The organism is Carboxylicivirga linearis (assembly GCF_018271995.1).
Lineage (GTDB): Bacteria > Bacteroidota > Bacteroidia > Bacteroidales > Marinilabiliaceae > Carboxylicivirga > Carboxylicivirga linearis.
In genome coordinates this window covers 36106-57269 of record NZ_JAGUCO010000027.1, presented here as the reverse complement: position 1 = coordinate 57269, position 21164 = coordinate 36106, and the positions used below count along the sequence as shown (strand labels likewise).

General features: G+C 39.6%; 30 protein-coding genes. 8 read left to right on the top strand and 22 right to left on the bottom strand.

Features of this window, described 5'->3' with window-relative positions:
• Genes KEM10_RS20625 through KEM10_RS20615 form a run of 3 tightly spaced genes read right to left on the bottom strand, consistent with a single transcriptional unit; the run spans position 1 to position 2504 of the window.
• Entirely contained in the window at positions 1-213 is a 213-nt protein-coding gene (locus KEM10_RS20625) for a hypothetical protein (RefSeq protein ID WP_212219076.1), read from the bottom strand.
• Positions 214-255: 42 nt separating this feature from the next.
• A complete protein-coding gene (locus KEM10_RS20620) occupies positions 256-1356 on the bottom strand; it encodes a hypothetical protein (protein ID WP_212219073.1) in 1101 nt (366 codons plus the stop codon).
• A gap of 23 nt (positions 1357-1379) precedes the next feature.
• Positions 1380-2504, bottom strand: coding sequence for a head maturation protease, ClpP-related (locus tag KEM10_RS20615; protein WP_212219070.1), 1125 nt, complete (start codon positions 2502-2504; stop codon positions 1380-1382).
• 176 nt (positions 2505-2680) lie between these two features.
• On the opposite strand from KEM10_RS20615, the gene KEM10_RS20610 reads away from it, so the two are divergent.
• The 8 genes from KEM10_RS20610 to KEM10_RS20575 all read left to right on the top strand — a co-directional run bounded on the left by KEM10_RS20610 (position 2681) and on the right by KEM10_RS20575 (position 10954).
• Entirely contained in the window at positions 2681-3178 is a 498-nt protein-coding gene (locus KEM10_RS20610) for a transposase (protein WP_212219067.1), read from the top strand.
• A gap of 7 nt (positions 3179-3185) precedes the next feature.
• Positions 3186-4706: a hypothetical protein gene (locus KEM10_RS20605; RefSeq protein WP_212219065.1), complete on the top strand. Its 1521-nt coding sequence runs from the start codon at positions 3186-3188 to the stop codon at positions 4704-4706.
• Positions 4707-4708: 2 nt separating this feature from the next.
• On the top strand, positions 4709-5146 hold the full coding sequence (locus KEM10_RS20600; RefSeq protein WP_212219062.1) for a phage protein Gp36 family protein: 438 nt from the start codon (positions 4709-4711) through the stop codon (positions 5144-5146).
• Positions 5147-5155: 9 nt separating this feature from the next.
• Positions 5156-6403 (top strand): phage portal protein family protein, encoded by a 1248-nt coding sequence (locus KEM10_RS20595; protein WP_212219059.1) that lies wholly within the window; start codon positions 5156-5158, stop codon positions 6401-6403.
• Between the two features lie 200 nt (positions 6404-6603).
• Complete coding sequence (locus tag KEM10_RS20590) at positions 6604-7734, top strand: phage minor head protein (RefSeq protein WP_212219056.1); 1131 nt, start codon at positions 6604-6606, stop codon at positions 7732-7734.
• Between the two features lie 76 nt (positions 7735-7810).
• Positions 7811-9853, top strand: coding sequence for a phage tail tape measure protein (locus tag KEM10_RS20585; protein WP_212219053.1), 2043 nt, complete (start codon positions 7811-7813; stop codon positions 9851-9853).
• A complete protein-coding gene (locus KEM10_RS20580) occupies positions 9853-10359 on the top strand; it encodes a phage virion morphogenesis protein (protein WP_212219050.1) in 507 nt (168 codons plus the stop codon). Before KEM10_RS20585 ends, KEM10_RS20580 begins: the two co-directional genes overlap by 1 nt.
• A gap of 31 nt (positions 10360-10390) precedes the next feature.
• Positions 10391-10954, top strand: a complete 564-nt coding sequence (locus KEM10_RS20575; RefSeq protein WP_212219047.1) for a hypothetical protein — start codon at positions 10391-10393, stop codon at positions 10952-10954.
• Between the two features lie 14 nt (positions 10955-10968).
• On the opposite strand, the gene KEM10_RS20570 is transcribed toward KEM10_RS20575, so the two are convergent.
• The 19 genes from KEM10_RS20570 to KEM10_RS20480 all read right to left on the bottom strand — a co-directional run bounded on the left by KEM10_RS20570 (position 10969) and on the right by KEM10_RS20480 (position 21147).
• Positions 10969-11439, bottom strand: coding sequence for a hypothetical protein (locus KEM10_RS20570; protein WP_212219044.1), 471 nt, complete (start codon positions 11437-11439; stop codon positions 10969-10971).
• Between the two features lie 3 nt (positions 11440-11442).
• A complete protein-coding gene (locus KEM10_RS20565; RefSeq protein WP_212219041.1) occupies positions 11443-11784 on the bottom strand; it encodes a hypothetical protein in 342 nt (113 codons plus the stop codon).
• Between the two features lie 10 nt (positions 11785-11794).
• A complete protein-coding gene (locus KEM10_RS20560) occupies positions 11795-12019 on the bottom strand; it encodes a hypothetical protein (protein ID WP_212219038.1) in 225 nt (74 codons plus the stop codon).
• A 109-nt stretch (positions 12020-12128) separates the two neighbouring features.
• The gene (locus KEM10_RS20555) at positions 12129-12983 is read right to left on the bottom strand and encodes a DNA cytosine methyltransferase (RefSeq protein ID WP_212219035.1); all 855 of its coding nucleotides are present in this window, start codon (positions 12981-12983) and stop codon (positions 12129-12131) included.
• A gap of 35 nt (positions 12984-13018) precedes the next feature.
• The gene (locus KEM10_RS20550; protein ID WP_212219032.1) at positions 13019-13483 is read right to left on the bottom strand and encodes a hypothetical protein; all 465 of its coding nucleotides are present in this window, start codon (positions 13481-13483) and stop codon (positions 13019-13021) included.
• Complete coding sequence (locus tag KEM10_RS20545; protein ID WP_212219029.1) at positions 13455-13982, bottom strand: hypothetical protein; 528 nt, start codon at positions 13980-13982, stop codon at positions 13455-13457. The genes KEM10_RS20550 and KEM10_RS20545 overlap by 29 nt, the downstream gene beginning before the upstream one ends.
• Positions 13979-14248: a MazG-like family protein gene (locus KEM10_RS20540; protein ID WP_212219026.1), complete on the bottom strand. Its 270-nt coding sequence runs from the start codon at positions 14246-14248 to the stop codon at positions 13979-13981. The genes KEM10_RS20545 and KEM10_RS20540 overlap by 4 nt, the downstream gene beginning before the upstream one ends.
• Position 14249: 1 nt before the next feature.
• Positions 14250-14402, bottom strand: coding sequence for a hypothetical protein (locus KEM10_RS20535; RefSeq protein ID WP_212219023.1), 153 nt, complete (start codon positions 14400-14402; stop codon positions 14250-14252).
• A gap of 98 nt (positions 14403-14500) precedes the next feature.
• Positions 14501-14713, bottom strand: a complete 213-nt coding sequence (locus tag KEM10_RS20530) for a hypothetical protein (protein ID WP_212219021.1) — start codon at positions 14711-14713, stop codon at positions 14501-14503.
• 165 nt (positions 14714-14878) lie between these two features.
• On the bottom strand, positions 14879-15358 hold the full coding sequence (locus tag KEM10_RS20525) for a DUF4494 domain-containing protein (RefSeq protein WP_212219018.1): 480 nt from the start codon (positions 15356-15358) through the stop codon (positions 14879-14881).
• 50 nt (positions 15359-15408) lie between these two features.
• Positions 15409-15576: a hypothetical protein gene (locus tag KEM10_RS20520; protein ID WP_212219014.1), complete on the bottom strand. Its 168-nt coding sequence runs from the start codon at positions 15574-15576 to the stop codon at positions 15409-15411.
• Entirely contained in the window at positions 15573-16262 is a 690-nt protein-coding gene (locus tag KEM10_RS20515) for a DUF3164 family protein (protein ID WP_212219011.1), read from the bottom strand. The genes KEM10_RS20520 and KEM10_RS20515 overlap by 4 nt, the downstream gene beginning before the upstream one ends.
• A 93-nt stretch (positions 16263-16355) precedes the next feature.
• Positions 16356-16619 carry a hypothetical protein gene (locus KEM10_RS20510; protein ID WP_212219008.1) on the bottom strand — a complete coding sequence of 88 codons (264 nt, stop codon included), beginning with the start codon at positions 16617-16619 and terminating at the stop codon, positions 16356-16358.
• Positions 16620-16658: 39 nt separating this feature from the next.
• Positions 16659-16877, bottom strand: a complete 219-nt coding sequence (locus KEM10_RS20505; protein WP_212219005.1) for a hypothetical protein — start codon at positions 16875-16877, stop codon at positions 16659-16661.
• A 5-nt stretch (positions 16878-16882) separates the two neighbouring features.
• Entirely contained in the window at positions 16883-17332 is a 450-nt protein-coding gene (locus KEM10_RS20500; RefSeq protein WP_212219002.1) for a hypothetical protein, read from the bottom strand.
• Positions 17329-17577 (bottom strand): hypothetical protein, encoded by a 249-nt coding sequence (locus tag KEM10_RS20495; RefSeq protein ID WP_212218999.1) that lies wholly within the window; start codon positions 17575-17577, stop codon positions 17329-17331. Before KEM10_RS20495 ends, KEM10_RS20500 begins: the two co-directional genes overlap by 4 nt.
• Positions 17578-17579: 2 nt before the next feature.
• On the bottom strand, positions 17580-18221 hold the full coding sequence (locus KEM10_RS20490; RefSeq protein ID WP_212218996.1) for a P-loop NTPase family protein: 642 nt from the start codon (positions 18219-18221) through the stop codon (positions 17580-17582).
• Positions 18222-18223: 2 nt separating this feature from the next.
• A complete protein-coding gene (locus KEM10_RS20485) occupies positions 18224-19102 on the bottom strand; it encodes an ATP-binding protein (protein ID WP_212218993.1) in 879 nt (292 codons plus the stop codon).
• 5 nt (positions 19103-19107) lie between these two features.
• Positions 19108-21147 (bottom strand): hypothetical protein, encoded by a 2040-nt coding sequence (locus KEM10_RS20480; RefSeq protein ID WP_212218990.1) that lies wholly within the window; start codon positions 21145-21147, stop codon positions 19108-19110.
• Positions 21148-21164: the final 17 nt, after the last annotated feature.

Below are 21164 nucleotides of genomic sequence, written 5' to 3'. Positions count from 1 at the left end.
TTATTTAAAGATTTTGAATGCGTTTAAAAATATGGTTATCACTACACCAACAGCTCCCCACAAAGCCGAAACTGTTTTATGTCTGGTTTCGATGGTCCCAACCCGTTCACGTAATTTTTGATGATCGGTACCAACTTCATCCATTTTTTTACTTAAAGCTCCAACTCTTTCGTTAAGGAGAATGAGAAGCTCACGCTGTGTGAGCTTACTCATGTCCATTGGGGGATCATTGGTCATATCAGGAGAGTATCAGTTTTAAGCTGCAGGTGCACTCACAATAGCTCCGCGACTATCTTCCTGTGTTGGCAATACAATAAAGTAATGACGGAAGTTAACACGGTTCTGTTGGTTGTCAGGATCAGTCGAAGACTCTGAATAATACATCTTAGTCCAACCGGTTGCCTTAGCGGCACGAGCCACACTAAAGAATACACTGGCTTCGTAATCACCTGCTACGGGTGTAGCTCCAAAGCTTAATTTTGCCAATGTAGTTGAGTTGTAATATGGATTAGCAACGTAATCGTAAAACTCAAATCCTAAGCGATTAAATACCTTTCCTGACGTTGCATCGTAATATTGATCCTTAAAGGTCTGACTTGTTTCTAACAAATCATTTAAGTGATCCTGACACAATACCAGGCGCCTGCCTTCTTTCGGTATTTCTAACTTATCCAACTTGCGCTTTAAGGTCACTAAGTCACCCCAGGTTAATTTCTTTCTACCTGTTCCGTCATCATCACCAGTGGTAACAATTACAGGCATATCGGTAGTATTACCTGAAGGTGCTAAGGCATGAATCGACTTTTTAAACTTAGCAATAGCAATTGCCCTTGCATGCTTACGCTTTACAACAGAAATCTTTTCATAGCTCAATGCATACAATTCATCGTCGGTAATTGGTGTAACCTTAGTTTGGTATTTATCAAGGCTAATTGGAATATCTTCCTGATCCAATGCTTGTGAATCAATTGGGTAAGTGGTATTGTTTATTAATACATCAGGCTGAACACCCATATATACTAAGTGTATTACCTGCATTTCATCACCTACACCTGCTACGTATCTCGAATAATCTTCTATTCCATCTAAGAAAGTAGCATTTTCAGCATTGGTTAATTCTTCTTTTACGGCACCTGTCCACACCTCTTGATATACAGCTGCTAACGCCACACCGTTGGGTAATGGAATAAACGATACCAGTAGTAAAAAGGCAAAAGTACCTAACACAACCATGCCCGGAGAGGCATGTAAAACAGCGGATAACTCAGGAGCGATAACCACTCCTAAAGCAACGGCCATAATGATTGCCACAAAGGCGGCCATCATAAAGCTTCTAAACGTTATTGTTTTCTTCATCACTTATAGATTGTTTTTGATTACTACTTAGGTTCAGAACCATACTTACCTTTATACAAAGCCTTGAATGTTTCGTGGTTCTCGTGAGATGAATCAGCCATGGCTTCCAACTCAGCAGATGCTTTCTTTTGGTAGTCATCCCAAGTCCATCCTTCGCGGCCTTTTGCTTCAGGTTTTGCACCACCCGAACCACCGGCACCTTTGTCCTTAATTAGGTCGGTTACTGATTGTGGCTTATGCATATCGCCCAGGATCGCATTTAAGTCATCTAAACCTAGTTTTTCACCACGAGCCACATAATCGGCCTTTTGCTCTTTGGTTAGTTTACCTGCAGCTATGGCAGAATCAACAGCAGCCTCAATGCTTTTAGTGCGCTCCGCAGCTACAGCATCGTCTTTAGCTTTCATCTTTGCATCGATGGCAGCCAAAATTTCCTCATCGGTACTTTCAGCCGTAACTGAAGTCAGGCCGTACCTTTTAATCATTTCTGCTTTGTCCATTTCAGATTTTGATTTGTTTATAATCGGTTTTTTAGTTGTCAGGGCGGCAAACCTGTCGTAAACAGCTTTGGCGCCTAGATCGGCGGCCTGCCCTTTATTAAGACTTTCAATATCCTTTACCTTCGCATCAAACACAGAGTCAACCAAACCCAGTTCCAGGCATTCTTCAGCATCGAACCAATAGTCGGTACCGTCCATCCATTCGCGTACTTCATCAATGGTTTTGCCTGTTCGAGCCGCCAGTTTTTTTAAGAAGTTTTTCTCCATTGATCGGAGTAGCTTGGCATATTGCTCAAAGTCTTTAGCGTTACCACTTCCACCACCACTAGGTGCATGAATCATTACAAAGCCATTTTCAGCGATATGAATACGGGTACCTGCCATCATTATTACCGAACCCATACTGGCAGCCACACCGTCGATGTAGATATCAACTTCACCTTTGAAACCGGCAAAGAAGTTGTAAATCATGTTACCATCTATAACCGAACCACCATAGGTATGAACATGAAAATCAAGTTGGTTATAACCGACTTGAGTTATTTCATCAATGGCATTAGATACAGCACGGAAGTCGAGGTAATAACCACCCACATAACCATAAATGGTTAGTACTGCTTTATCTTTTAGTTTTTCGAGTTTAAACATGCATTACAATTTCTTTTGTGTTGTGTGCGTCGTGCGCTTTCGTAATGCAAGAATAGTGGTGTAAACAAGGGCAAACAACTAATAGTGTAAGCCTTGCAGAGATACGTGTAAGGCAATCACCATTATTCGTTTATATATGTGTGTGTGCCCACTTTTGCCATAAATCATAGGCATAAATGGCAAAGGAAAAAGAACTGAAAATAGCTAAGGTGATGTTTGTAGAGCAGGGCAAAACGGCCAAAGAAATTGGGCGTTTGCTAAATGTGAGTGAGCAAACATTAAGTAGGTGGGTTAATAAGTATGGTTGGGCTGATCAGCGCAATGCCCGGTTATCGGCTCCTAAGATAAGAACCGAAAACATTAAGCAACTCATTAACGACCTGAGCGAACAACGCCTTAAACTTGGACGCGAATTGATTGATGCTGAAAAAGCGTTGGATCATGATCGCTGTTCTCAGTTGCGAGCTTCTATTGCCAAAGTGGATGATGGTGTAAGCAAGTGGAACAAAACATTGGAGACCATCAACAAAGAAAGCCGTGTTTCCTTATCAACTTATCTGGCTGTTATGGAAATGATTTTTGATGCCCTGCGCTCCTTCGACGAAAAGTTGTTTCTGCAGTTACTCGATTTTCAGGAGGTGCATTTAAACGAAGTTTCATTAAAGTTTAAATAGCATTGAAATGAAGATTCAGGATAAACAGGCATTACAACGATACCAGGAGAAGCTTAACCTTATTCGTTCGGGTACTTCAATTAACACCAACGAAACAAAGGATGAGCAAACCGATCGTATTGAACGTGCTAAAAAAGACTTTGCCTATTTTGTTCAAACTTACTTTCCGCATTATGCCGATGCGCCTACCCCTGACTTTCATACTCGATTAGCCAATAGAGTAAAGCGTGATAAAAAGTGTCGCGTATTGGTTCGTTGGGGACGTGGTTTAGCTAAATCAGTAGTATGTGACACATTGGTTCCATTATGGCTTTGGATCAATGGCGAAAAAAACTATTTAGTCATTGTTGGTAACAACAAGGATAAAGCCGATATCCTTTTAGGTGATGTACAAGCCGAATTTGAAGCAAACGCCTTATTGATTCATGACTTTGGTAGTCAAAAACTAGACGGATCGTGGACAGATGGTGACTTTAGAACTAGGGACGGTCAATTTATTGCTAAGTCTTTGGGTATGGGTCAAAGTCCGCGTGGTTTGCGTGTCGGTTCTCAACGTCCTACTATTATTGTATGCGATGATTTAGAGGATAAGGATACCAGTAAAAATCCCAAACGACAGGATGAAGTGGTGTCCTGGATAGAACGTGACCTTATACCAACCATGGACGGTGAAACACGTCGATACCTGCAACCTAATAACGATCCTTGGCCGCGATCCATACAAAACGAGTTGGAGAAAAAGCATCCCAATTGGGTGGTTGATTTGGTGAAGGCTTACGATCCGGTAACCTATAAGCCTGCTTGGAAAGGTAAATACGATGATAATTATTACCGTGAGGTTGAAGATGATTTGGGCGTTATTGCCGCCAAAGCTGAATATAACCATGAGGCTCACATAGAAGGTAAGATCTTTACCGATGAAATGATACAGTGGGCTAAGCCTCCGCGTATCGATCACTTTAAGATAATTGTTGGCTTTTGGGATGTGGCTTTCTCAGGTAAAAGCGACTTTAATGCTGTTAAGGTTTGGGGCTTGCACGGCCGTAATTTTTGGCAATTAAAAGCCTTTGTTAAACAGTGCAAAATGGCAGATGCTATCCGCTTTATGTACGATTATCAGGAAGAAATACCCGATAGTGCCATCGTTCATTGGAAGGTTGAAAGCCAGTTTTGGAACGATCCAATGAAAGATGCCTTGCACAAGGTGGCACAAGAAAAAGGCAAACACTTAAACATTGTTGTGGTTGACAGGCCACGTGCCAATAAGTACGACAGGATCCTAACCATGCATCCATATTATCAGAATGGACGCATCTATTATAACGAACGTGAGATAGCCAACAACGATATGCAGCAAGGTATTGCTCAGTTAAAAGGTATTGAACCTGGTTATAAAACTCACGACGATGCACCCGATGCCGATGAGCAGGCAATCAATCAGCTATCGGAATATGTGAAGAAAGACAATTTTAAACCATTGATCACACCTATCAGTGATATGCGATCATACAGCAAAAACCGTTTTTAATTATGGCATTCCTAATAGAAACCGACTACGATGTTCAGATTAGATCTGAGATATCAAAAATAATTGATCCAAGCACCGAACGAACCAAATACAAGAAAGCTGAAGCAATGGCAGTAAGTCAAATGCGAAACCATTTGGCAGGTCGTTTTGATGTAGATGCCATTTTTGTGGATGCTCCAGGTGATGGCGAAGAGGATTTGCGCGATCCGTTTATAGTTATGTTGGCTATTGATATCACATTATACCACATATGGACCAAGGAAGGCCCCAACAACATACCTAAAACACGCGAGCTCCGCTATAACGATGCTTTAAAATGGTTGCAGGATGTACAGGCAGGCGCTGCAGCTGACTTGCCTATTAAAACCGATGAGGATGGTGAAGAGATTGGTTTAATGAAAGTGTGGAGCCAACGCGAACCTGAAGATCAAACTTATTAATACTCGATTATGAATTTGAAAAACAGCATATCAACAACTAAAGAATATTTGTGGGGAGCCTTTAGACAGATTAATACACCTGTAGCACTCGATAAAAAGAGTAAAGGTATCATTACTCAGTTGGTTAATGAGTTTCAGGATCGGGCGCGTTCCGATATTAAAAAGTGGCGCCAGGCACTGTCTGCTTTCGAGGATGTTGATAATCCAAAGTCTGCACCTCTGCAGGACTTGATCCGTAACCTTATGACTGACGGCCACCTGATGTCACAGATTGATATTCGTAACGCTGCAACCTTATGCAGTCGCTTTTATATCCGGGATAAAAACGGTGAAGAAATAGAAGAGCGTACCAAGCTATTAGAAACGGAGTGGTTCTACGATTTAATGGAACATTTGTTGGATAGTGTTTACCGTGGTTATTCAGTTTTAGAGTTGACGGATCCTGCTACTATGAAATGGGATTTGATACCACGTCGTAATGTTATTCCATCCACTAACATGGTGCTGTTTGAGGCAGGAGGTGACAAAGGCATCGATTTTACGGAACCTATTTTCGCACGTACAATCATACACCGATATCATAAAGATCGTCATGGTATATTAAACGATATCATACCTCAATTGATATGGAAACGTAATGCTCAACAAACATGGGCTGACTTTTCGGAGCGTTTTGGTATTCCTTTGGTAAGTGCTGAAACATCCATAACTGATGAACGCGAGTTAAAGCGTATTGAAAGTATGATGCGCCAGTTAGGCAGAGCCGCACAGGCTGTTTTGCCCGAAGGTGCAAAAATCACTATTCATGATGCAGCTACCAAAGGCGATCCTCACAAAGTATTCCTGGAACAAATAACCATTACCAACAACGAAATTAGTAAACGTGTGGTAGGTGGAACCATGCTGAGTGACGACGGATCCAGTTTAAGTCAGAGTGAAGTGCATGAACGTACTCTGGACGATAAGATATCCGAAAGCGACAAACGTATGATTGAGTTTACCGTAACAGGTCAACTCATTCCGTTGTTACGTACGTGGGGCTTTCCTTTTCAGGATGGTGATGAATTTGTTTTTGATCGATCGGAAGAATTAACCTTAAAGGAACTTTGGGAGATTGTTAACGGTGTATTGACTCATTACGATGTAGAAGAGGAATGGATAAGCCGTCGATTTAATGTGCCTATCATTGGCAAAAAGCAAACCATCAATAATACTGGTTTAAATGCATCGGCAGCCTTAAGTACAAATTTTCGCTAGGGTTTAGTCCAGAGGCCACGGCTGAACCCAAAGAACTATATGAGCCATGCCCACACTGTGGAGGTAAACATCCTACTGCAGAAACGGCCATACCGGTAGCTTTTGAAAACCAAATTAACAGGCTTTTAAAACCTCTTTTAAATGATATTTATAAGGGTAATATAAAAGCAGGTGATATCTATCCAAAGCTATTAGGTATTGTGGGTGGTGTATTGCACGAAGGTGTATTAAACGGCACCGCACAAAGTTATACAGGTGCTGATTTTTCAACGCCTGATGGACGTATGTTAATGCGATTGACTCGTGATGTTTGGCAGTTTGCTTCAGCTAAGAATTATCAGCAAATGCGCGATATGACATTGGCATTGGTTGATGAGAATAACAAACTCCGGAACTTTAACGAATTTGAAGAGGCGGCCAAAAAGATTAATGATAAATACAACCGAACCTGGTTGCGTACCGAGTACGATCATTCAATCGGATCCAGTACAATGGCAAGCCGCTGGGCTGAGTTCCAAACCAATGCTGAAGATCAACCATTTTTAATCTATCGTACGGTTGGCGATCAGAATGTAAGACACGAGCACCAGTTATTAAATGGTATCATCCGCAAGATTACGGATGCTTTTTGGCGGAAATATTATCCACCTAATGGATGGAAGTGCCGTTGCGATGTTGAACAACTATCCACACAAAGCGCTGTTGAAACGCAAGTACTACCGCGTGTACCTATCGACTCGATGTTTGATACCAACCTAGCTGTAACAGGTATGGTATTTCCTAAAGGTCATGCTTATTACAAAGGTGTTCCGGCTGATGTGATGAAACGTGCGGTAGGATCCTTACCTGATAACGTTGCTTACAATACGGTTATAAAAGATGTGGAAGGTGGCAAGCGTGTTGATATACATATTTATCATGGAGTGCAGGAAGCTGCAGAAAACATTGATATAGCATCCGGATTAATTGATTCGGGTTATAACGTAAAGCTGTTACCTGTTTTGGAAAAGGCTGATGATGATATCCGGGAATTCGTTTACAAATCATCCACATTCAGAAAAGGTAAGAACCCCGATGCATTAGTGAACAAAAAGCTATTTGAGTTTAAGACCATTAATGGTAATGTAACTCGCAAAACCATGCAACGCAAAATATACCAGGCATCAAAACAAGCCGAAAACATACTTCTTAAACTACCTGAAGAAATATCAACCAATGATATAGACAGAGCCGTCGACGGACTGTTCAATCAGAGTAAAACAATAAAAGAGGTGTGGATTGATAACGGTGGTAACCTGATTAAAAAGCAAAACAGCAACTACACGAAGTAATTACTGTTTTGGGCTCCACCGGGCGCACGTCCCGGTAGACATTACAAATATACAATACTTTTAAACTAATTACAATATGGATGGACAGGCCAAGGTTCAACTACTACTGGAACTAAAAAACCGCATGAAAACAGGCCTGAGTGAGGCTAAAAAGAAGGTGAATAGTTCGGTTGGTGATATGAAGAATAAACTATCGGAACTAAAGAACCATCATGTAAAGATGTTTAGCGCAATGCGTGATCAGATTCCAATGTTTGGCAATGCATTATCGTTGCTTAAGAATCCGTATGCCTTAATTATTGCAGGTGCTATTTCGTTAGGTGCTATTATTGGTACTACAACCAAAAAAGCGGCTGAGTTTAATCATGAGTTCTTAGCCATTAAACAGCTTAATCTCGATAAAAGCCAGGCACAATTAAACAGCTATAAGGATAGTATTAAATCTGTTGCTTTTGAAACCGGTCAGTCGTTAGTTGATACCACCAAAGCTTTTTATGATATTCAATCGGCCACTGGTTTGTACGGACAGGAAGTGGCTGATATCACAAAAAAGGTAGGTAACTTCTCATTGATGACAGGTGCCAAATTACCGGACTCTGTTAACCAAACAGTAAAGGCCATGAAAGCCTTTAAACTCGAAGCCAAAGATATTGACATGCTACTGGCCAGTAATGCCAAAACCGTTCAAATGGGTATTACCACCTTCGACGAACTGGCAAGGGTACAAACAGAGTTTGCAGGTGCAGCTTCAGGAGCCGGGCAAAGTGTGGATACTGCTAATAAACTCTTCGCTGTGTTCACTTCCATTGCCAAGGATAGCAATACGGCTGCCACTATGACCAAATCGGCCTTTGAAGGATTTACACAGGCCGGTACGGTAAAAGGTTTAAAAGAGATTGGCGTAAGCATGTACAATGCCAAAGGCGAAATGCGCGACTTAAGTGCCATACTGGGTGATGTGAGCGGCAAGTTTAAAGGCATGACAAGTCAACAGATTGATGAAGTGATTGCCAAGATTGGAGGCCCTGAAGGATTACGAAATCTATTTGTAAAACTTAAGACCGGTGCTGATGACTTCTTTACCACCTTTAAGAAGTTTGATGAAACTCAGTTTGATTTTGCTAAAGCCCTGGCTAATGCTAAAGGTGACATGACCGTTATATCAAATATGGCGCGTAATCGATTAGGAGTAATCTCTGCAGAGATTGGTGAAAAGTTTCTTCCTATATGGGTTAATGTATTGGAAAAGGTTAATAACACCTTAAGCTTTGTATGGAAACACTTTGATACTATATGGTCTGTTATTAAAAACGTAGGCATTGCTTTAGGAGTGGCAAAGGTAGCGATGATTGTATTTAATGCTATAACAGCTGCCAATCCAATAGGTATGATTGTTCTGGCAATTGGTGCCCTGGTTGCAGGTATTACCATATTGATTAAACGCACTGAAGGTTGGGGAGATGTTTGGAAAGGCATAAAATTAATAGTTGGTGCAATTATCAAGCAAATAGGTGCCGACTTTGAAAACCTATGGAGTTCTGCTACATATGGACTTAAATATCTTTGGTTGCAATTCAAGTCTTTTGGCCAATGGATTAAAGGTTTATTCAGCAATATAGGTGATGCCATAAAACTAGCTTTAAGCGGTGATTTTTCAGGAGCTAAAACAGCTTTAACTTCTCCAATAAAAACAGCTGCATCTGAAGAGATAGAGCAATTAAAAGCTGAAAGGCAAAAAGATATTGATGCCTATAAGAATGCCACTGTTGACAATGCTAAAGCTGTAATGGAAGGCATAAAACTGGTTAGTAATCTAAGATGGAAAAGCAAAAAGGAGGCAGAGGCTGAACAACAGGAAAGCAGTCCTTTTGCTGCAGATGGTTCGAGTGGTTCCAAATCAGGATCCACATCATTAAATGGAGCAGGTTCAGACTCTATTAATAAAATAACAGGAAGTGCCAAACAGGTTAAAAACATAACCGTTAACATCGATTCTTTTGTAAAGGGTGGTATTAATACCGAAAACACCAACCTGCAGAAAATGAATCCAAATGAGTTAGAGCAATGGATGACTAATATGTTTTTACGTGTGATACGAAATGTTGAAACAAGTTACTAATGAATGAGACGCTTGAGTACATACAGCTTTTAGACCGTGTCTCTACTGCAGTTACCAAGTTGCCACAGGTGGCAGCAACCGAAGCTGTTAACTTTAGCAAGGAACGTTTCAGGGCACAAAACTGGGTGGATATCAATACCGAACCATGGAAGAAACGTAAGCCGGTACGTGGTGAAAGTAAGCGAACTGCAGGCAGGGCTGTTTTGGTAAAAAGCGGACGGTTACGACGATCTATCCGTAAGGTAAGCGTTACTGCAGAAAAGGCTGTTATTGGTACTGATGTTCCATATGCTGAAGCTCACAATAATGGTTTCCGTGGGCGTGTTATCCAAAGTGTACGATCTCACACCCGACGAACCATGAGAGGTGAAGTAAATGTAAGAGCCCATAGTCGAACCATTAACCAAAATATACCACGAAGGCGCTTTATTGGTACGTCTGCAACTTTGGATAGACGCTTAACACGAGTAATGACTGCCACTTTAATAAAGGCAATTAAAGGTTAGTATCAAGTATCAAGACAAAAATATCAAGAATATGGAAAGTATTTATTTACAAATAGCACAGAAGTTTAAAGATAACGAACAGGTGTTTATCGATCGTAACCTACCACCGGTTAGGCAGGTTGATATTTACATGGGGCAGCCTGATGATGCGGAGAGCTTCGAGGTATTCTGTCCATCTGTTTTTGTTGACTGGACAATTAATGAAGATGAGAATACAGGTACCAATTATATGCAGTTGGATTTTCATGTACTACAGGAACCAGGAGCCGGAACCGAACACTATAGCGACCGATTAACCGAAGGTATGGAGTATTTGCAAATGCTTAAAACGGTAAAGTACCTGGTCAACAAATTGAGTGCAGACAATACCACACCATTAAAATACATGGGTGAACGGCCACGTATTACACCCTTTTTCAAGTACCATATAGTAAGTTACAAGTGTTATATTGATGAAGACCAGGATAGCATTAACCGACCTACATATGAAGATGTGGAGTTAACCGATTACCATTTAGAACAGGCAAGGTTAAAACAAAAAAAGGAGACTCCTGAGCCTCCTATTATTGATACGTTTAAAACAAGATCCCTTTGATTATTCACAGGGATTTATCTTCCATGTCTTTCTTTTGCATACATTAATGAGTCTAACTGTCCGTTTGACTTCATTTCTTTTACCTTTGAATTATATAAACTTTTGTAGGCAGCTATTTCATTTTTATAACTATCAATTTCATCTAAGTTTTCCAAACTAGCTAATGTTGTTATGTAATCATCAGCCATTGTACGAAGTGGATAATCAAACTCTATTAATTTTGTTCTTACTTTATTGAGTTCTTTTTCAACGGTACTAATCTTAGTCCCTAACTTATTTAACTGATCAACCTTTGTTGCTTTTAAATTATGCGCTGATTTATCGGAAAGCCTAACTGAATTAATAGTATCTCCATATACTACATAGGAAACTTTTTTAAATTCCATCTTTTTAAGCCCTGCTTTATATTGCAAGCCTGATCCGATCTGAGCGAAAGAAGATACAGAAGCAATACAAATGGCAATTAATAGTAAATACTTTTTCATGATTTAGTACTTTAGGTATTTGTTAGGTGTAAATCTGTATATTAATTTAACCGAACATCCTTCAAATTTTTGGTGATAACTTATTATCCCTAATTCTATTCCTTTATATGATACCGTACTATCACAAGGAAAAGCATTATTGTGGTATATTATATTGACGCATTTAAAGTCATCAATTGAAGGTTCTCTATTCAGTAATTCTGAAAGTAATTTAAAGATTAAATCTTCTAAATAGGTTTTTTGCCTATTTGCTAATAGATCTTTTATTGGAGTACACTTGTCAATATCGATTAAATCAATAGGAGTGGTTACGTAAGAACTTAAAGCTACATATTTATCATCCATTATAATCATATTAAAACAATTGCATTTGTTGTTGTTCTACGTTATTAAGCCGCTTTAGTTCCATTTTAGCAGGTGAGCCCAGGTAACTATAAAAAGTTTTGCGACAAATACGGTATTGAGGGTGAATGATGGTTTTAAAAACATGCTCCTGGGTAACACCTTTATTGGTATGTTCCAATGTAATGTTCTGAATATCTACCATCCGTTGTAAAATATTTCTCCTGTTATAAGCCACTCTACACAAATTTTACTATTTTTACCTCTGTACCGGGAGGCCTTGTAGCATTTTTGCGCAGGGCTTTTTTTTTGACTGCTTTACAAAAATAATTCTACTTATAGAATAATCAAAATTTACCTAACAAGCTTTTGAAAGCTTTGGCTGCTGTTTGAGGTACAACTCCGTTGCCAAGGGCACGTAAAAGATCGATTCTAAAGTCATACCCATTAGCTGTGCAACCCAAGCCGGATTCAATCGTCCTGGATGCTTCCCACGCATATTGTGACTTCCCTCTTCCAACTGGCCATTTATAGCAAGTTGTGTTAAACACTCCTGACTTTGACCCTTGCATGCTTTCTCGCTTTCGCTTGCTACAGGCGTTGGCCATTTTACTTGTGTTTCTAAAGTTGGACTGTTTCGTTTCATTTGTGAATATGACTCTCTTGATCGTGGAAGCATTGGCGTACTCCATTTTAATTGCGAGTATATACAATCTCTTTCTTGAGTGTGGTGCACCAACCTCTTCCGCTGAGAATATTCCTGATTCAACATTGTAACCCAAATGTCGAAGGCTTCTGTAAACCTCTGCATATCCCATTGATAAATGTCCTGATACATTTTCGAAGAAACACCAAATAGGTTCAACTGTTTTGATAACTCTGAGTATATGCGGAAAAATGTGTCTTTTGTCTGTTGTTCCTTTTCGTTTACCTGCATGTGAGAAAGGTTGACATGGATATCCGGCAGTGATGCCGTGTATCTTTCCACGAAAGTTTTCTGAAGGGAAGGTTTTAACATCCACCCAAACAGGAGCTGCATCCATTTTATTCGTTTCCATCGCTGATACCAGGTTGGCAATAATGAATGCTTCGACCTCCACATAAGCGGCAACTCTAATGTTGCATCCTGCCAATTCAAGTCCTCGTTCCAAGCCTCCTGTTCCGGTAGCAATTGATATAATAGTTTGTCTGGAATTATCCACATTTGATATTATTTAAAATTTATAAGCATCAACACTTATTTTTTCACTTTATAAGTCTGTGCAATTATATTCGCTCTTTCATACAATGGGCGCTCTTCTTTTATCTCTAAGTGCTTACTAAAGCTTAGATCATCAGCCATATTTAAACGCTCTTTATTATAGGTTTCAAAAGCATTTAAAAAGGTATTAAGGTTAAGCTTGCCGTATAACTTACCTCTCTTTATACGGTTGAGTACTATAAAGCAATCTTCGAGGCTTAGCCAGTAGTAGGCGTTGAGTATTTCGGTAGCAAAATAGAGAGCCATTTCTTTAGTTAAACTTTCTCCAAAGGCCAGTGCTGTATCGGCTAATAATATGGCTAATGCCTGTTCAGCTTTTTCTTCACCTTCCTCTTTACGTATTAAAGCCATGCTTTTATAATTACCCCCAAGCACTCGCTCAGGGGTAAGGTTAGCAAAGGCTTTTATCAGGTCACGACTGGAAGCCCCTGCGGAGATCATCGGCAGTATGGCTTTGGGCTGCTGTGCCGGTTTGTTTTCCATTCTTCAGTAGGTTTAGAATTTTGTTTAACTGAGAGTTTATAAAAGTCAGATCCTTATTGTTACGGTAGAATGGATCCAACTGGTTCCAGTGCTTTGTTATGTATTTAAAAGCATCTAAGGCGGTTTCTGTACTTCCGGTTAGCTTGGTTAGCTGTTTGCCAATTGCCTTTAATGCATTTCCATCTTTGGCACCAAACAAATAATCTAAGCCGGTGTCGTAAGTATAAAACTCAAACCATACCTTTTGTGCATGTTTGAAGAATTCGTCGGGAGAAACTACTATAATCTTTAAAAATTGGGTATCAATTTTATCTTCGCTACACGGAATGAAATATTCTAATCCATCTAGCTGCAATACACCTTTTTTAGTTGTTACCTTCTTTAATTTTCCACCCTTTGTATAGGTAGCAATAATTTCAGTTTTGGTAGCTTCATCATAAAATAAATAGTCTGTCATTTCTGATACAATGGTTTATTACGTTCCAAACTTTCAATCATGGCAACTGCCACTGCAGCCACTTGTATTAACTCTTCTCTATAGTTTGCAAGCTTTTCGTTATCCTTATAGTACATTTTAAAATGAGCTTCTAAGGCCGCTTTGTTTACTTCACCAACTTCCTCGCCTAATATGGCACACCATTCTACAGGCTTATGGTTTTGTTCTCCCCACTTTTCATCCTGTCTTTTTCTTTCCTCTACTATTTCATTAAAAATATGTATCATTTTAATTATCGATTAAATAAATTACTATCAGCGCAATGGATATTATAATAAATGGTAAGGCGATGAAACAACCAGGTGCTTCACTACCGGATCCACTCACCATTGGATCAGCATCCCAACACTCGCGTGTATTAAAATAATCTTCGTCATGCATATCAAATAGTTATTATTGCAGTAAACACAAAGGCAACAACGGCAAGTATGGCACATGCTACCAAACTAAAATAGATGAGTGTTGTGATATCTGTTTTTCTAACTTTCATGGGTTACAGTTTTAAGTAAGTTTTGATTTTTGATAAGTGGTAAGTGGGTTATTTCAACAACCCGTAATAAGCGGCCTGTACCATGACAGGTAGAACAATCTTCAATGGTTGGATCTTTAGGACTTTTATAAAAGTTTACGTTTAATTGTCCGTATCCATCGCAGTCGGGGCATGTAACTGGTTTACAATATCGTTTCTTCATCTGTTACCAGGTTATGTATGTGATCAACTAACTTCCTTTCTTCTGTTTTTTCGCTGTTGTAACAACTGTGGCAAAGAACCTTTTTATTTTCTTCATTTATATTTAATTGATATATAAAGCGTTCTTTACCACAATTATCGCAGCTTACCATTAGCAATGACATGGTTAGTCTTTATAAGCGTTTGATTTACCATCCAGTTTCTCTGCAGCTTCAGCTAACGGATAAGGAAAGAAATCGAGTATTGGACTTTCAGCAATGGCATTAATCTCGAAATCAACAGTCATACCGCCCATGCCTTCCTGTATATTGTCGTAAGCATCTTTCACATTGTTAGCCATGACCAATATGTTGTTACTTACTTTCTTTGCTAATCCTGTCTTTTCACTAACCGATTCAAATGATATCTTTGATTTAAACCAACGGTCACCATCCATATTGTCAAATATTTCAGTGTAGTTGGCTTTACGAACTGTAGTAACCACAAACTCACCACGAATCATGGCTTCCATTTCTTTGTACATTCGCTCTTCAGCTTCGCCATGGTTAACAGCATCTACCAAATAACATTCTGTTACTTTCTTTTCTTTACCGCTTTGCTCATCAATCTTCTCGTAACGCACACGGCATTCAAATAAATTCTCCATACTTTTGTTTTGTTAAGGCATCCCGATTATTATCGGGACACCAACGGTTATTACTTATTTTCTAATCGTTTATCGAATGGCTCAGGACGGCTGTGATCGCCAAATCGTTTAGCCTCCTGAGCTTTTCTTTTTTTATAGTCGCGTATTCCACCCCAAATGCCAATGCATAATACAATAGCGAGTGATGATAACGTTACAACATCAGCCCATGTAATCATAGTGCATCTATTTTTACATTAGCACCTTCAGGAAATTCAACAGTAGTAATACTGAGAGGAACGGTTACCTTTTTACCAGTTTCGTCTTTATAACTGGCTTCAATAAAATAGGCAGAACGAACAGGCTTGTAAGCTTCACGAATAATGTTAACACCATCAGTAAACAGCGGACTGTCTAACTCATCAGCAAGGTTCTGAAGTTCTAAAACACGGTTGCTTTTCAGGTTGCCTTTCTGATCTTTCTTCAGTAAGCTTTGAATAACCTTAACCAGTTTGGCCGTTTCGGCATTGGTGGCAAGGCTATCGATATAGCTGTTAACTTTCGCAATGCCTGCCTCTACAGTATCGTCCCAACCATCAATCTGACGGTAACCGACCTCAATACTTTGGCCTAATGCGTTGGTGAATGTGTGGCTCTGCTGACCTTCTTTGTAACCATACAACTCTTTTTTCATATCCAACAGAGCAGAAAAGTTATTGAATACATTGGCCTTTGCTTTCGATAACAATGAGCTTACTATCTCCATTTCTTTAATGGTTTCGGCCACTGTTTTACCAACCGTTTCTTTATAAATATCACGCTCAGCCTTGATAGTTTTTTGCTTTGCTTCCTCTTCAGCCATTAAATCGGCCATGAGTTGTTTTTTTTGTTCCGGAGTAAGTTTTTCTAATTGTATTGTTTCCATTGATTTAATTGTTAATGGTGAATTATTAATGATTAAAATGATAATTGAACTTTGTTCCCGGATAGGGTTTCAATCCACACCGGGATTATTGACCTAGTCAATTAAGGTGTACTCATTAACACCTGTTCCTTCCATCACAGATGTTTTCCACATTGGCAAAACACATCCATCCAGTGTTACAGAAATATTGACACATCCTTCATATTCGCCTTGGCTCCAATCAGCCACAATAACACCTGGATACTGATCGCCTACTTTGGCAGGGTTAACACCGCCATCAGTTACCCGTAAAGCATCAATGAATTCAACATCGTTTTGGCCGAATTTGTACAGCACTCTTTTTCCTACTTTACTCATAATTTCATGGGTTTTACAAAGCCGCCCAAGGCATATTTATTAATTGATTATTGTAAATTGAGGTGCAGCTGATGGCTGATAGTTCGCCAGGCGTTGTTCAAGGCTACGTTTTGTATATTCGTAGTTAGATAGTTGCCTGGTTATATCAATTGATCGTTGCAAATCTGCAGTGTTTTGCTCCTTATGCAACTCTTCAATTTTTAGCTTTATGCCTGTTAACTTTTCGGTTAACCACTGGCGATCCATTATTTTAACCATGGTATTTAGTTTAACAGAGTTTTAGATGCAAGTTCGTATTGCATTTCCTTGGTTAACTGTTTAAAGTCTTGTTGCTTATTCAAAAAGGTGTTATAAACATTCATTAACCTTGATGGAGGTATCGCATTAAAATTATCGTAACCGGTTGCACGGCATGCAATTTTTTTAATCAGATTGGCATTGCTTTCGCGGCCCATTAGTTTTAAGTAACCTCCCACACTGGCCATCACACGCTTTCGCCATTTATCAACATCAGTGGTTCTTTTCTTAACCGTTTCTGCCATGTCGTTAATCATCTTGAAATACATCAAAGGATCTTTGCTGTATAACTCGCTAAGACTATCGGTTAAACCATTGGTATAATCCATTAGAAAATCACGACGGTCGCTTTGTGGAATGCCCATCTTATTTAATAAGTTGTAAAACTGGGCGTGTACGTTTTTTGCTACTGTCATTCTAGTATGTTATAATCGGTTTTACTAACACTTTTTACATAACCTACTTTCGGAAATTTCTTTAATCCGATGCGGCATAACAGAGGGCGCTCCTTTCTAAGGAATGCTTTAACTTTCTCTAACTTATCGAAGCTTACTATCTTCTTATTTTCATCAAAGAAGTGTTGAGGGTTCGACTTTGCATCCATCCAAATGATTGGGAATAACAATGATTCTTTACGGGTTTTTACTTTCTGAAAATTCATATTTAATTACTTGTTGTTTCTACTCCATGAAATAACTGGGCTTTTTCTTCATCGATGGTAAGTACTCCACCCGGACAACGGCCACTAACAAAACAGGCTAAACCTTGTACTCGTACAATCACTTTCGATAGCTTTTTAATGAGTTTAGCGGTGGCTCCATGTGGTTCTTTTCGCTCTTCGTGAGCCAGGAACACAAACAGTTTATCAGCATGTTTTTGAGTAAACTGTCGTAAGACACCATTTTTCAACTCATCAGCATAGATGGTGACGTTATCTATAAACACTATTTTAGGAGCTCTCTTTTTGCTCAACATTTCGTCGAGTACTTCTATTTCGGTGTACTCGTAAAACTTCAACGATCGATTGTTGAAAGGTATCTTTGCGCGTTCGCAAGCTTCAATAAATTCACCGTCAATTCCTTCCTCTGCACTTACATATAGCACGTTTGCTAACTGACTTAGGTAATCGGCAATTTTAAGTGCAAACCATGTTTTACCATTCTTTTCATTACCATAGATGATCCACATTCCTGTGGTGGTTGGCTGTCCCATTACAATCTCGAACACGCCTGAAAAAGCAAATCTTTTAATCTTGTCTTTTAGCTCATATAAATTTTTAGCGTATACTGCTTTGGGTCTGGCCATTGTTAAGCTCCAATTTTAATAAGGGTTTCTAAATGACGTAAGGTGGCTTCTTTCTTAATGCACTGGTTGACCAATACATTCACCTTGCTTTTTTCGGTTAGGTTAGCGGTGGCTACTGCACCAATTAAATCGGCATAGAACTGCTTTTTATCCATCGATCCGGTTGGTACCAGGGTAATAAACTCATCAGAAAAACGACTGAATATTTCGGCATAGCCTACTTTGTTATTTCTGATACCTCGCTGCATTTTGGCGCGTAGGCCATCTGCACCGATCATGTACCAGGCACATCCACCATCGGTACCATTCCACAACTCCTTTAATTCTAAAAAGGCGTTGTAATCCAAATCGCCTGCTTCATCCAACACAATAAGTGGTTTATCTAACAGGTTGATGTAGTACTTCAGGTTGGCTTTCACATCCACATAACGGCCTTTATTATCTACACCTACCGTTTTAGCCAACAGGCGTATAAACTGCTGTTTGGTTTTACCCTGAGAGCAATCGACATAAAAGGTGTTTTTCATAGAGCGGATAATATGGCGTGTGCAAAAGGTTTTACCAATACCGCAGTCATCAGCCAATATCATAGATTTACTATACTCTTTACAAAAGTGAAGACTCTCTTCAATTTCGTTATAGACTTTAGTTCGTGCCACCTTCCAGGTACTTTGATGCATGCGAACATCTAACTCACGTCCAATCGTGATCCAAATGGTATTCGATAATAACCCTTCTGTTTCACCTTTTTTCAATCGGCTGTAAATAGATGGTTTGATACCAAGGGTTCGTGCATAGTCGGTATCCGTACCGCCAAAGTTTTGTCGGTGATGCAGTATAGCTGCACGTACGTTCTGTTTAAACTCCTGAGATAAATTCATGATTCTTATTTTAGAAAATTATCGCGCCAGCTAGAGGGGGCGTCTGAATTTTGGTTATACAATATTTCGTTATCGTCGGGGTGTACTTCATCTAATATCTCAACCTCTGCAAACTCTTCGTTAGCTTCGTATCGCTTAAGGTTAGGTATTTGAAATTTGCGCTCCGGTTTAGGAGAAAGATCATTGAACCCAACCTTCTCAATTTGTTTGGCAGTGGTTTGAGCATAGCCAATAACCGTCATTGCATAGTGAGATTGTAGTTCCATTGCTGCCTTATCGGCTTTGGTTTGTTCCGCTTTGGCACGGTTAAAGCGTGGCATTTCAATTACTTCACACATAAAGCGATCGTCGATGTATGCATAGGCTTTTAATACTTCGCCATTCATGCTGTCGAGCCAACGTACTTCCACATCTTTACCTTCAATCACCTTCATCTTTTCAATAAGGGAGGAACCAGTAAGGATCTTACCGTTTTCGGCAATCGCACGTTTTCGCCCTTGCAAGGTGATGTAACCTCTATGACACGACGTTTGTGTACTGTAACCAATGTGGGGAAGGATAGCTTTATAGTTAATGTGATTGGTTTCTTCATGTTGGTTTTGTAAGAAGTATTCCCACTTGCTTAGTTCGTTATTCTCGTGGTGAGGTGAGTTATTCCAGTCTTCAATTTCTGATAAACGAGCTGCTACCAATTCGTCGTAAGGAATAATCATGTTGTCACCTGGTCCGGCTTGGTTCGATTCTTTTTTAGCAAACGGACGTGCAATCCACCCTGGTGCTTTCTTTTCAACTTCGTAACGAATGGCACCAAAGCGACGCTCTATAATTTTACCCTGTGCGTTGTTTGCCTCGATGCGTACATGTTTAAACATATTACCTTCGCGCAGGATGGTGTTTTTAAAGCTGCTGTTTAACGAACTCTCACACTCTAATTCGATGGGTAAACCAAGGTTATACTCAGCGTGGAAGCGTACCATTTGACGGTAAAAATCAACGATAATACCTTCTTTACTTTTGCCGTAAACAAAGGTGGTAATACAACCACTGGCAACGTCCATACCAATATAGAACCACATACGTTTTCCTTTTTCGTACCAGAAAGGAGGCTGACGGTCATCGATTGATATCATGGATCCTGCTTTTTTAGGTAAATCCATCTGACCATGCGGTATATAATTGGCAATATACGTCTGACGGTTGCCGCTTCGCTTCTTATGGGTACCAATTTTGTGTTCCCATTGAGCCAGGTAGTTCTTTACAGTTGATTCGCTAAGCTTCGGAAAGTCTTTAGGATTGTATAATTCGCCTGTTTTTTCGTTGTAAACCTCTGCATATCCACTTAAAAAAGCTTCGTAATTACGTGCTATTTCGGTGGCTGTTGGTTTATAACCATCGATAAACAGACCTTTGATGATTTCTAAAACACTGTTATCAACCTTACGAGCATTCTGGCGACCGGTACCCATTGGATCTTTAATAATGGAGTACAAACCTTCCATTTTAAAGGCTTTTAAATACTCTTTAAAACGCCTGTCATTTGAAGGTATGTTATGAGTAACCTTGTGACGAACTTTCAACGTTTCGTTAAAGGTGATTACATCGGTACAAAGTGTTGAACCTAAACCACGCAAACTGCCGCGTTTGTTTCGTCGCTCGATTATGCGATCCTGTTCCAGGCGAACAACAGCATGCATCACCGATGCATTTACAATGTATTGCTCCTGTTCTTTAGTGGTAAGATAACCTGAATGAGGTCTTTTGTAGTCGCCATAATACTCAACAGTATCAGAATCGATGCGATAATAGCGTTCTAGTATATGGCCTACTTTGCGTGGATCACCAAGGGCCTCCTGTATTTCGCGTGGTAAGGTATCAAAATCAATCAGCAACTTTCTACCATTGCCACCTTTCTGAAGGCGCTTGATGCCGTAAGGTTTGTTCTTGTATCTCCAAAGCTCCTGAGCTAAGTTTCTCTCTTTATAGAAAGAAGACACAAGTTCGTTTTTTTCTACGGCTACTTTATTATTTAACCACAGTTGAGGCATAGATATGATTGATTTAA

What these genes read in the sequence shown, in the direction of transcription:
- KEM10_RS20480 (WP_212218990.1), bottom strand. Translation starts at nt 21,147, where the DNA reads ATGCCTCAACTGTGGTTAAATAATAAAGTAGCCGTAGAAAAAAACGAA.
- KEM10_RS20570 (WP_212219044.1), bottom strand. Translation starts at nt 11,439, where the DNA reads ATGAAAAAGTATTTACTATTAATTGCCATTTGTATTGCTTCTGTATCT.
- KEM10_RS20575 (WP_212219047.1), top strand. Translation starts at nt 10,391, where the DNA reads ATGGAAAGTATTTATTTACAAATAGCACAGAAGTTTAAAGATAACGAA.
- KEM10_RS20605 (WP_212219065.1), top strand. Translation starts at nt 3,186, where the DNA reads ATGAAGATTCAGGATAAACAGGCATTACAACGATACCAGGAGAAGCTT.
- KEM10_RS20495 (WP_212218999.1), bottom strand. Translation starts at nt 17,577, where the DNA reads ATGAATTTTCAGAAAGTAAAAACCCGTAAAGAATCATTGTTATTCCCA.
- KEM10_RS20540 (WP_212219026.1), bottom strand. Translation starts at nt 14,248, where the DNA reads ATGATACATATTTTTAATGAAATAGTAGAGGAAAGAAAAAGACAGGAT.
- KEM10_RS20580 (WP_212219050.1), top strand. Translation starts at nt 9,853, where the DNA reads ATGAATGAGACGCTTGAGTACATACAGCTTTTAGACCGTGTCTCTACT.
- KEM10_RS20500 (WP_212219002.1), bottom strand. Translation starts at nt 17,332, where the DNA reads ATGACAGTAGCAAAAAACGTACACGCCCAGTTTTACAACTTATTAAAT.
- KEM10_RS20595 (WP_212219059.1), top strand. Translation starts at nt 5,156, where the DNA reads ATGAATTTGAAAAACAGCATATCAACAACTAAAGAATATTTGTGGGGA.
- KEM10_RS20550 (WP_212219032.1), bottom strand. Translation starts at nt 13,483, where the DNA reads ATGATCTCCGCAGGGGCTTCCAGTCGTGACCTGATAAAAGCCTTTGCT.
- KEM10_RS20485 (WP_212218993.1), bottom strand. Translation starts at nt 19,102, where the DNA reads ATGAATTTATCTCAGGAGTTTAAACAGAACGTACGTGCAGCTATACTG.
- KEM10_RS20510 (WP_212219008.1), bottom strand. Translation starts at nt 16,619, where the DNA reads ATGAGTAAAGTAGGAAAAAGAGTGCTGTACAAATTCGGCCAAAACGAT.
- KEM10_RS20505 (WP_212219005.1), bottom strand. Translation starts at nt 16,877, where the DNA reads ATGGTTAAAATAATGGATCGCCAGTGGTTAACCGAAAAGTTAACAGGC.
- KEM10_RS20615 (WP_212219070.1), bottom strand. Translation starts at nt 2,504, where the DNA reads ATGTTTAAACTCGAAAAACTAAAAGATAAAGCAGTACTAACCATTTAT.
- KEM10_RS20625 (WP_212219076.1), bottom strand. Translation starts at nt 213, where the DNA reads ATGAGTAAGCTCACACAGCGTGAGCTTCTCATTCTCCTTAACGAAAGA.
- KEM10_RS20490 (WP_212218996.1), bottom strand. Translation starts at nt 18,221, where the DNA reads ATGGCCAGACCCAAAGCAGTATACGCTAAAAATTTATATGAGCTAAAA.
- KEM10_RS20610 (WP_212219067.1), top strand. Translation starts at nt 2,681, where the DNA reads ATGGCAAAGGAAAAAGAACTGAAAATAGCTAAGGTGATGTTTGTAGAG.
- KEM10_RS20545 (WP_212219029.1), bottom strand. Translation starts at nt 13,982, where the DNA reads ATGACAGACTATTTATTTTATGATGAAGCTACCAAAACTGAAATTATT.
- KEM10_RS20585 (WP_212219053.1), top strand. Translation starts at nt 7,811, where the DNA reads ATGGATGGACAGGCCAAGGTTCAACTACTACTGGAACTAAAAAACCGC.
- KEM10_RS20515 (WP_212219011.1), bottom strand. Translation starts at nt 16,262, where the DNA reads ATGGAAACAATACAATTAGAAAAACTTACTCCGGAACAAAAAAAACAA.
- KEM10_RS20600 (WP_212219062.1), top strand. Translation starts at nt 4,709, where the DNA reads ATGGCATTCCTAATAGAAACCGACTACGATGTTCAGATTAGATCTGAG.
- KEM10_RS20525 (WP_212219018.1), bottom strand. Translation starts at nt 15,358, where the DNA reads ATGGAGAATTTATTTGAATGCCGTGTGCGTTACGAGAAGATTGATGAG.
- KEM10_RS20620 (WP_212219073.1), bottom strand. Translation starts at nt 1,356, where the DNA reads ATGAAGAAAACAATAACGTTTAGAAGCTTTATGATGGCCGCCTTTGTG.
- KEM10_RS20565 (WP_212219041.1), bottom strand. Translation starts at nt 11,784, where the DNA reads ATGGATGATAAATATGTAGCTTTAAGTTCTTACGTAACCACTCCTATT.
- KEM10_RS20520 (WP_212219014.1), bottom strand. Translation starts at nt 15,576, where the DNA reads ATGATTACATGGGCTGATGTTGTAACGTTATCATCACTCGCTATTGTA.
- KEM10_RS20530 (WP_212219021.1), bottom strand. Translation starts at nt 14,713, where the DNA reads ATGAAGAAACGATATTGTAAACCAGTTACATGCCCCGACTGCGATGGA.
- KEM10_RS20535 (WP_212219023.1), bottom strand. Translation starts at nt 14,402, where the DNA reads ATGCATGACGAAGATTATTTTAATACACGCGAGTGTTGGGATGCTGAT.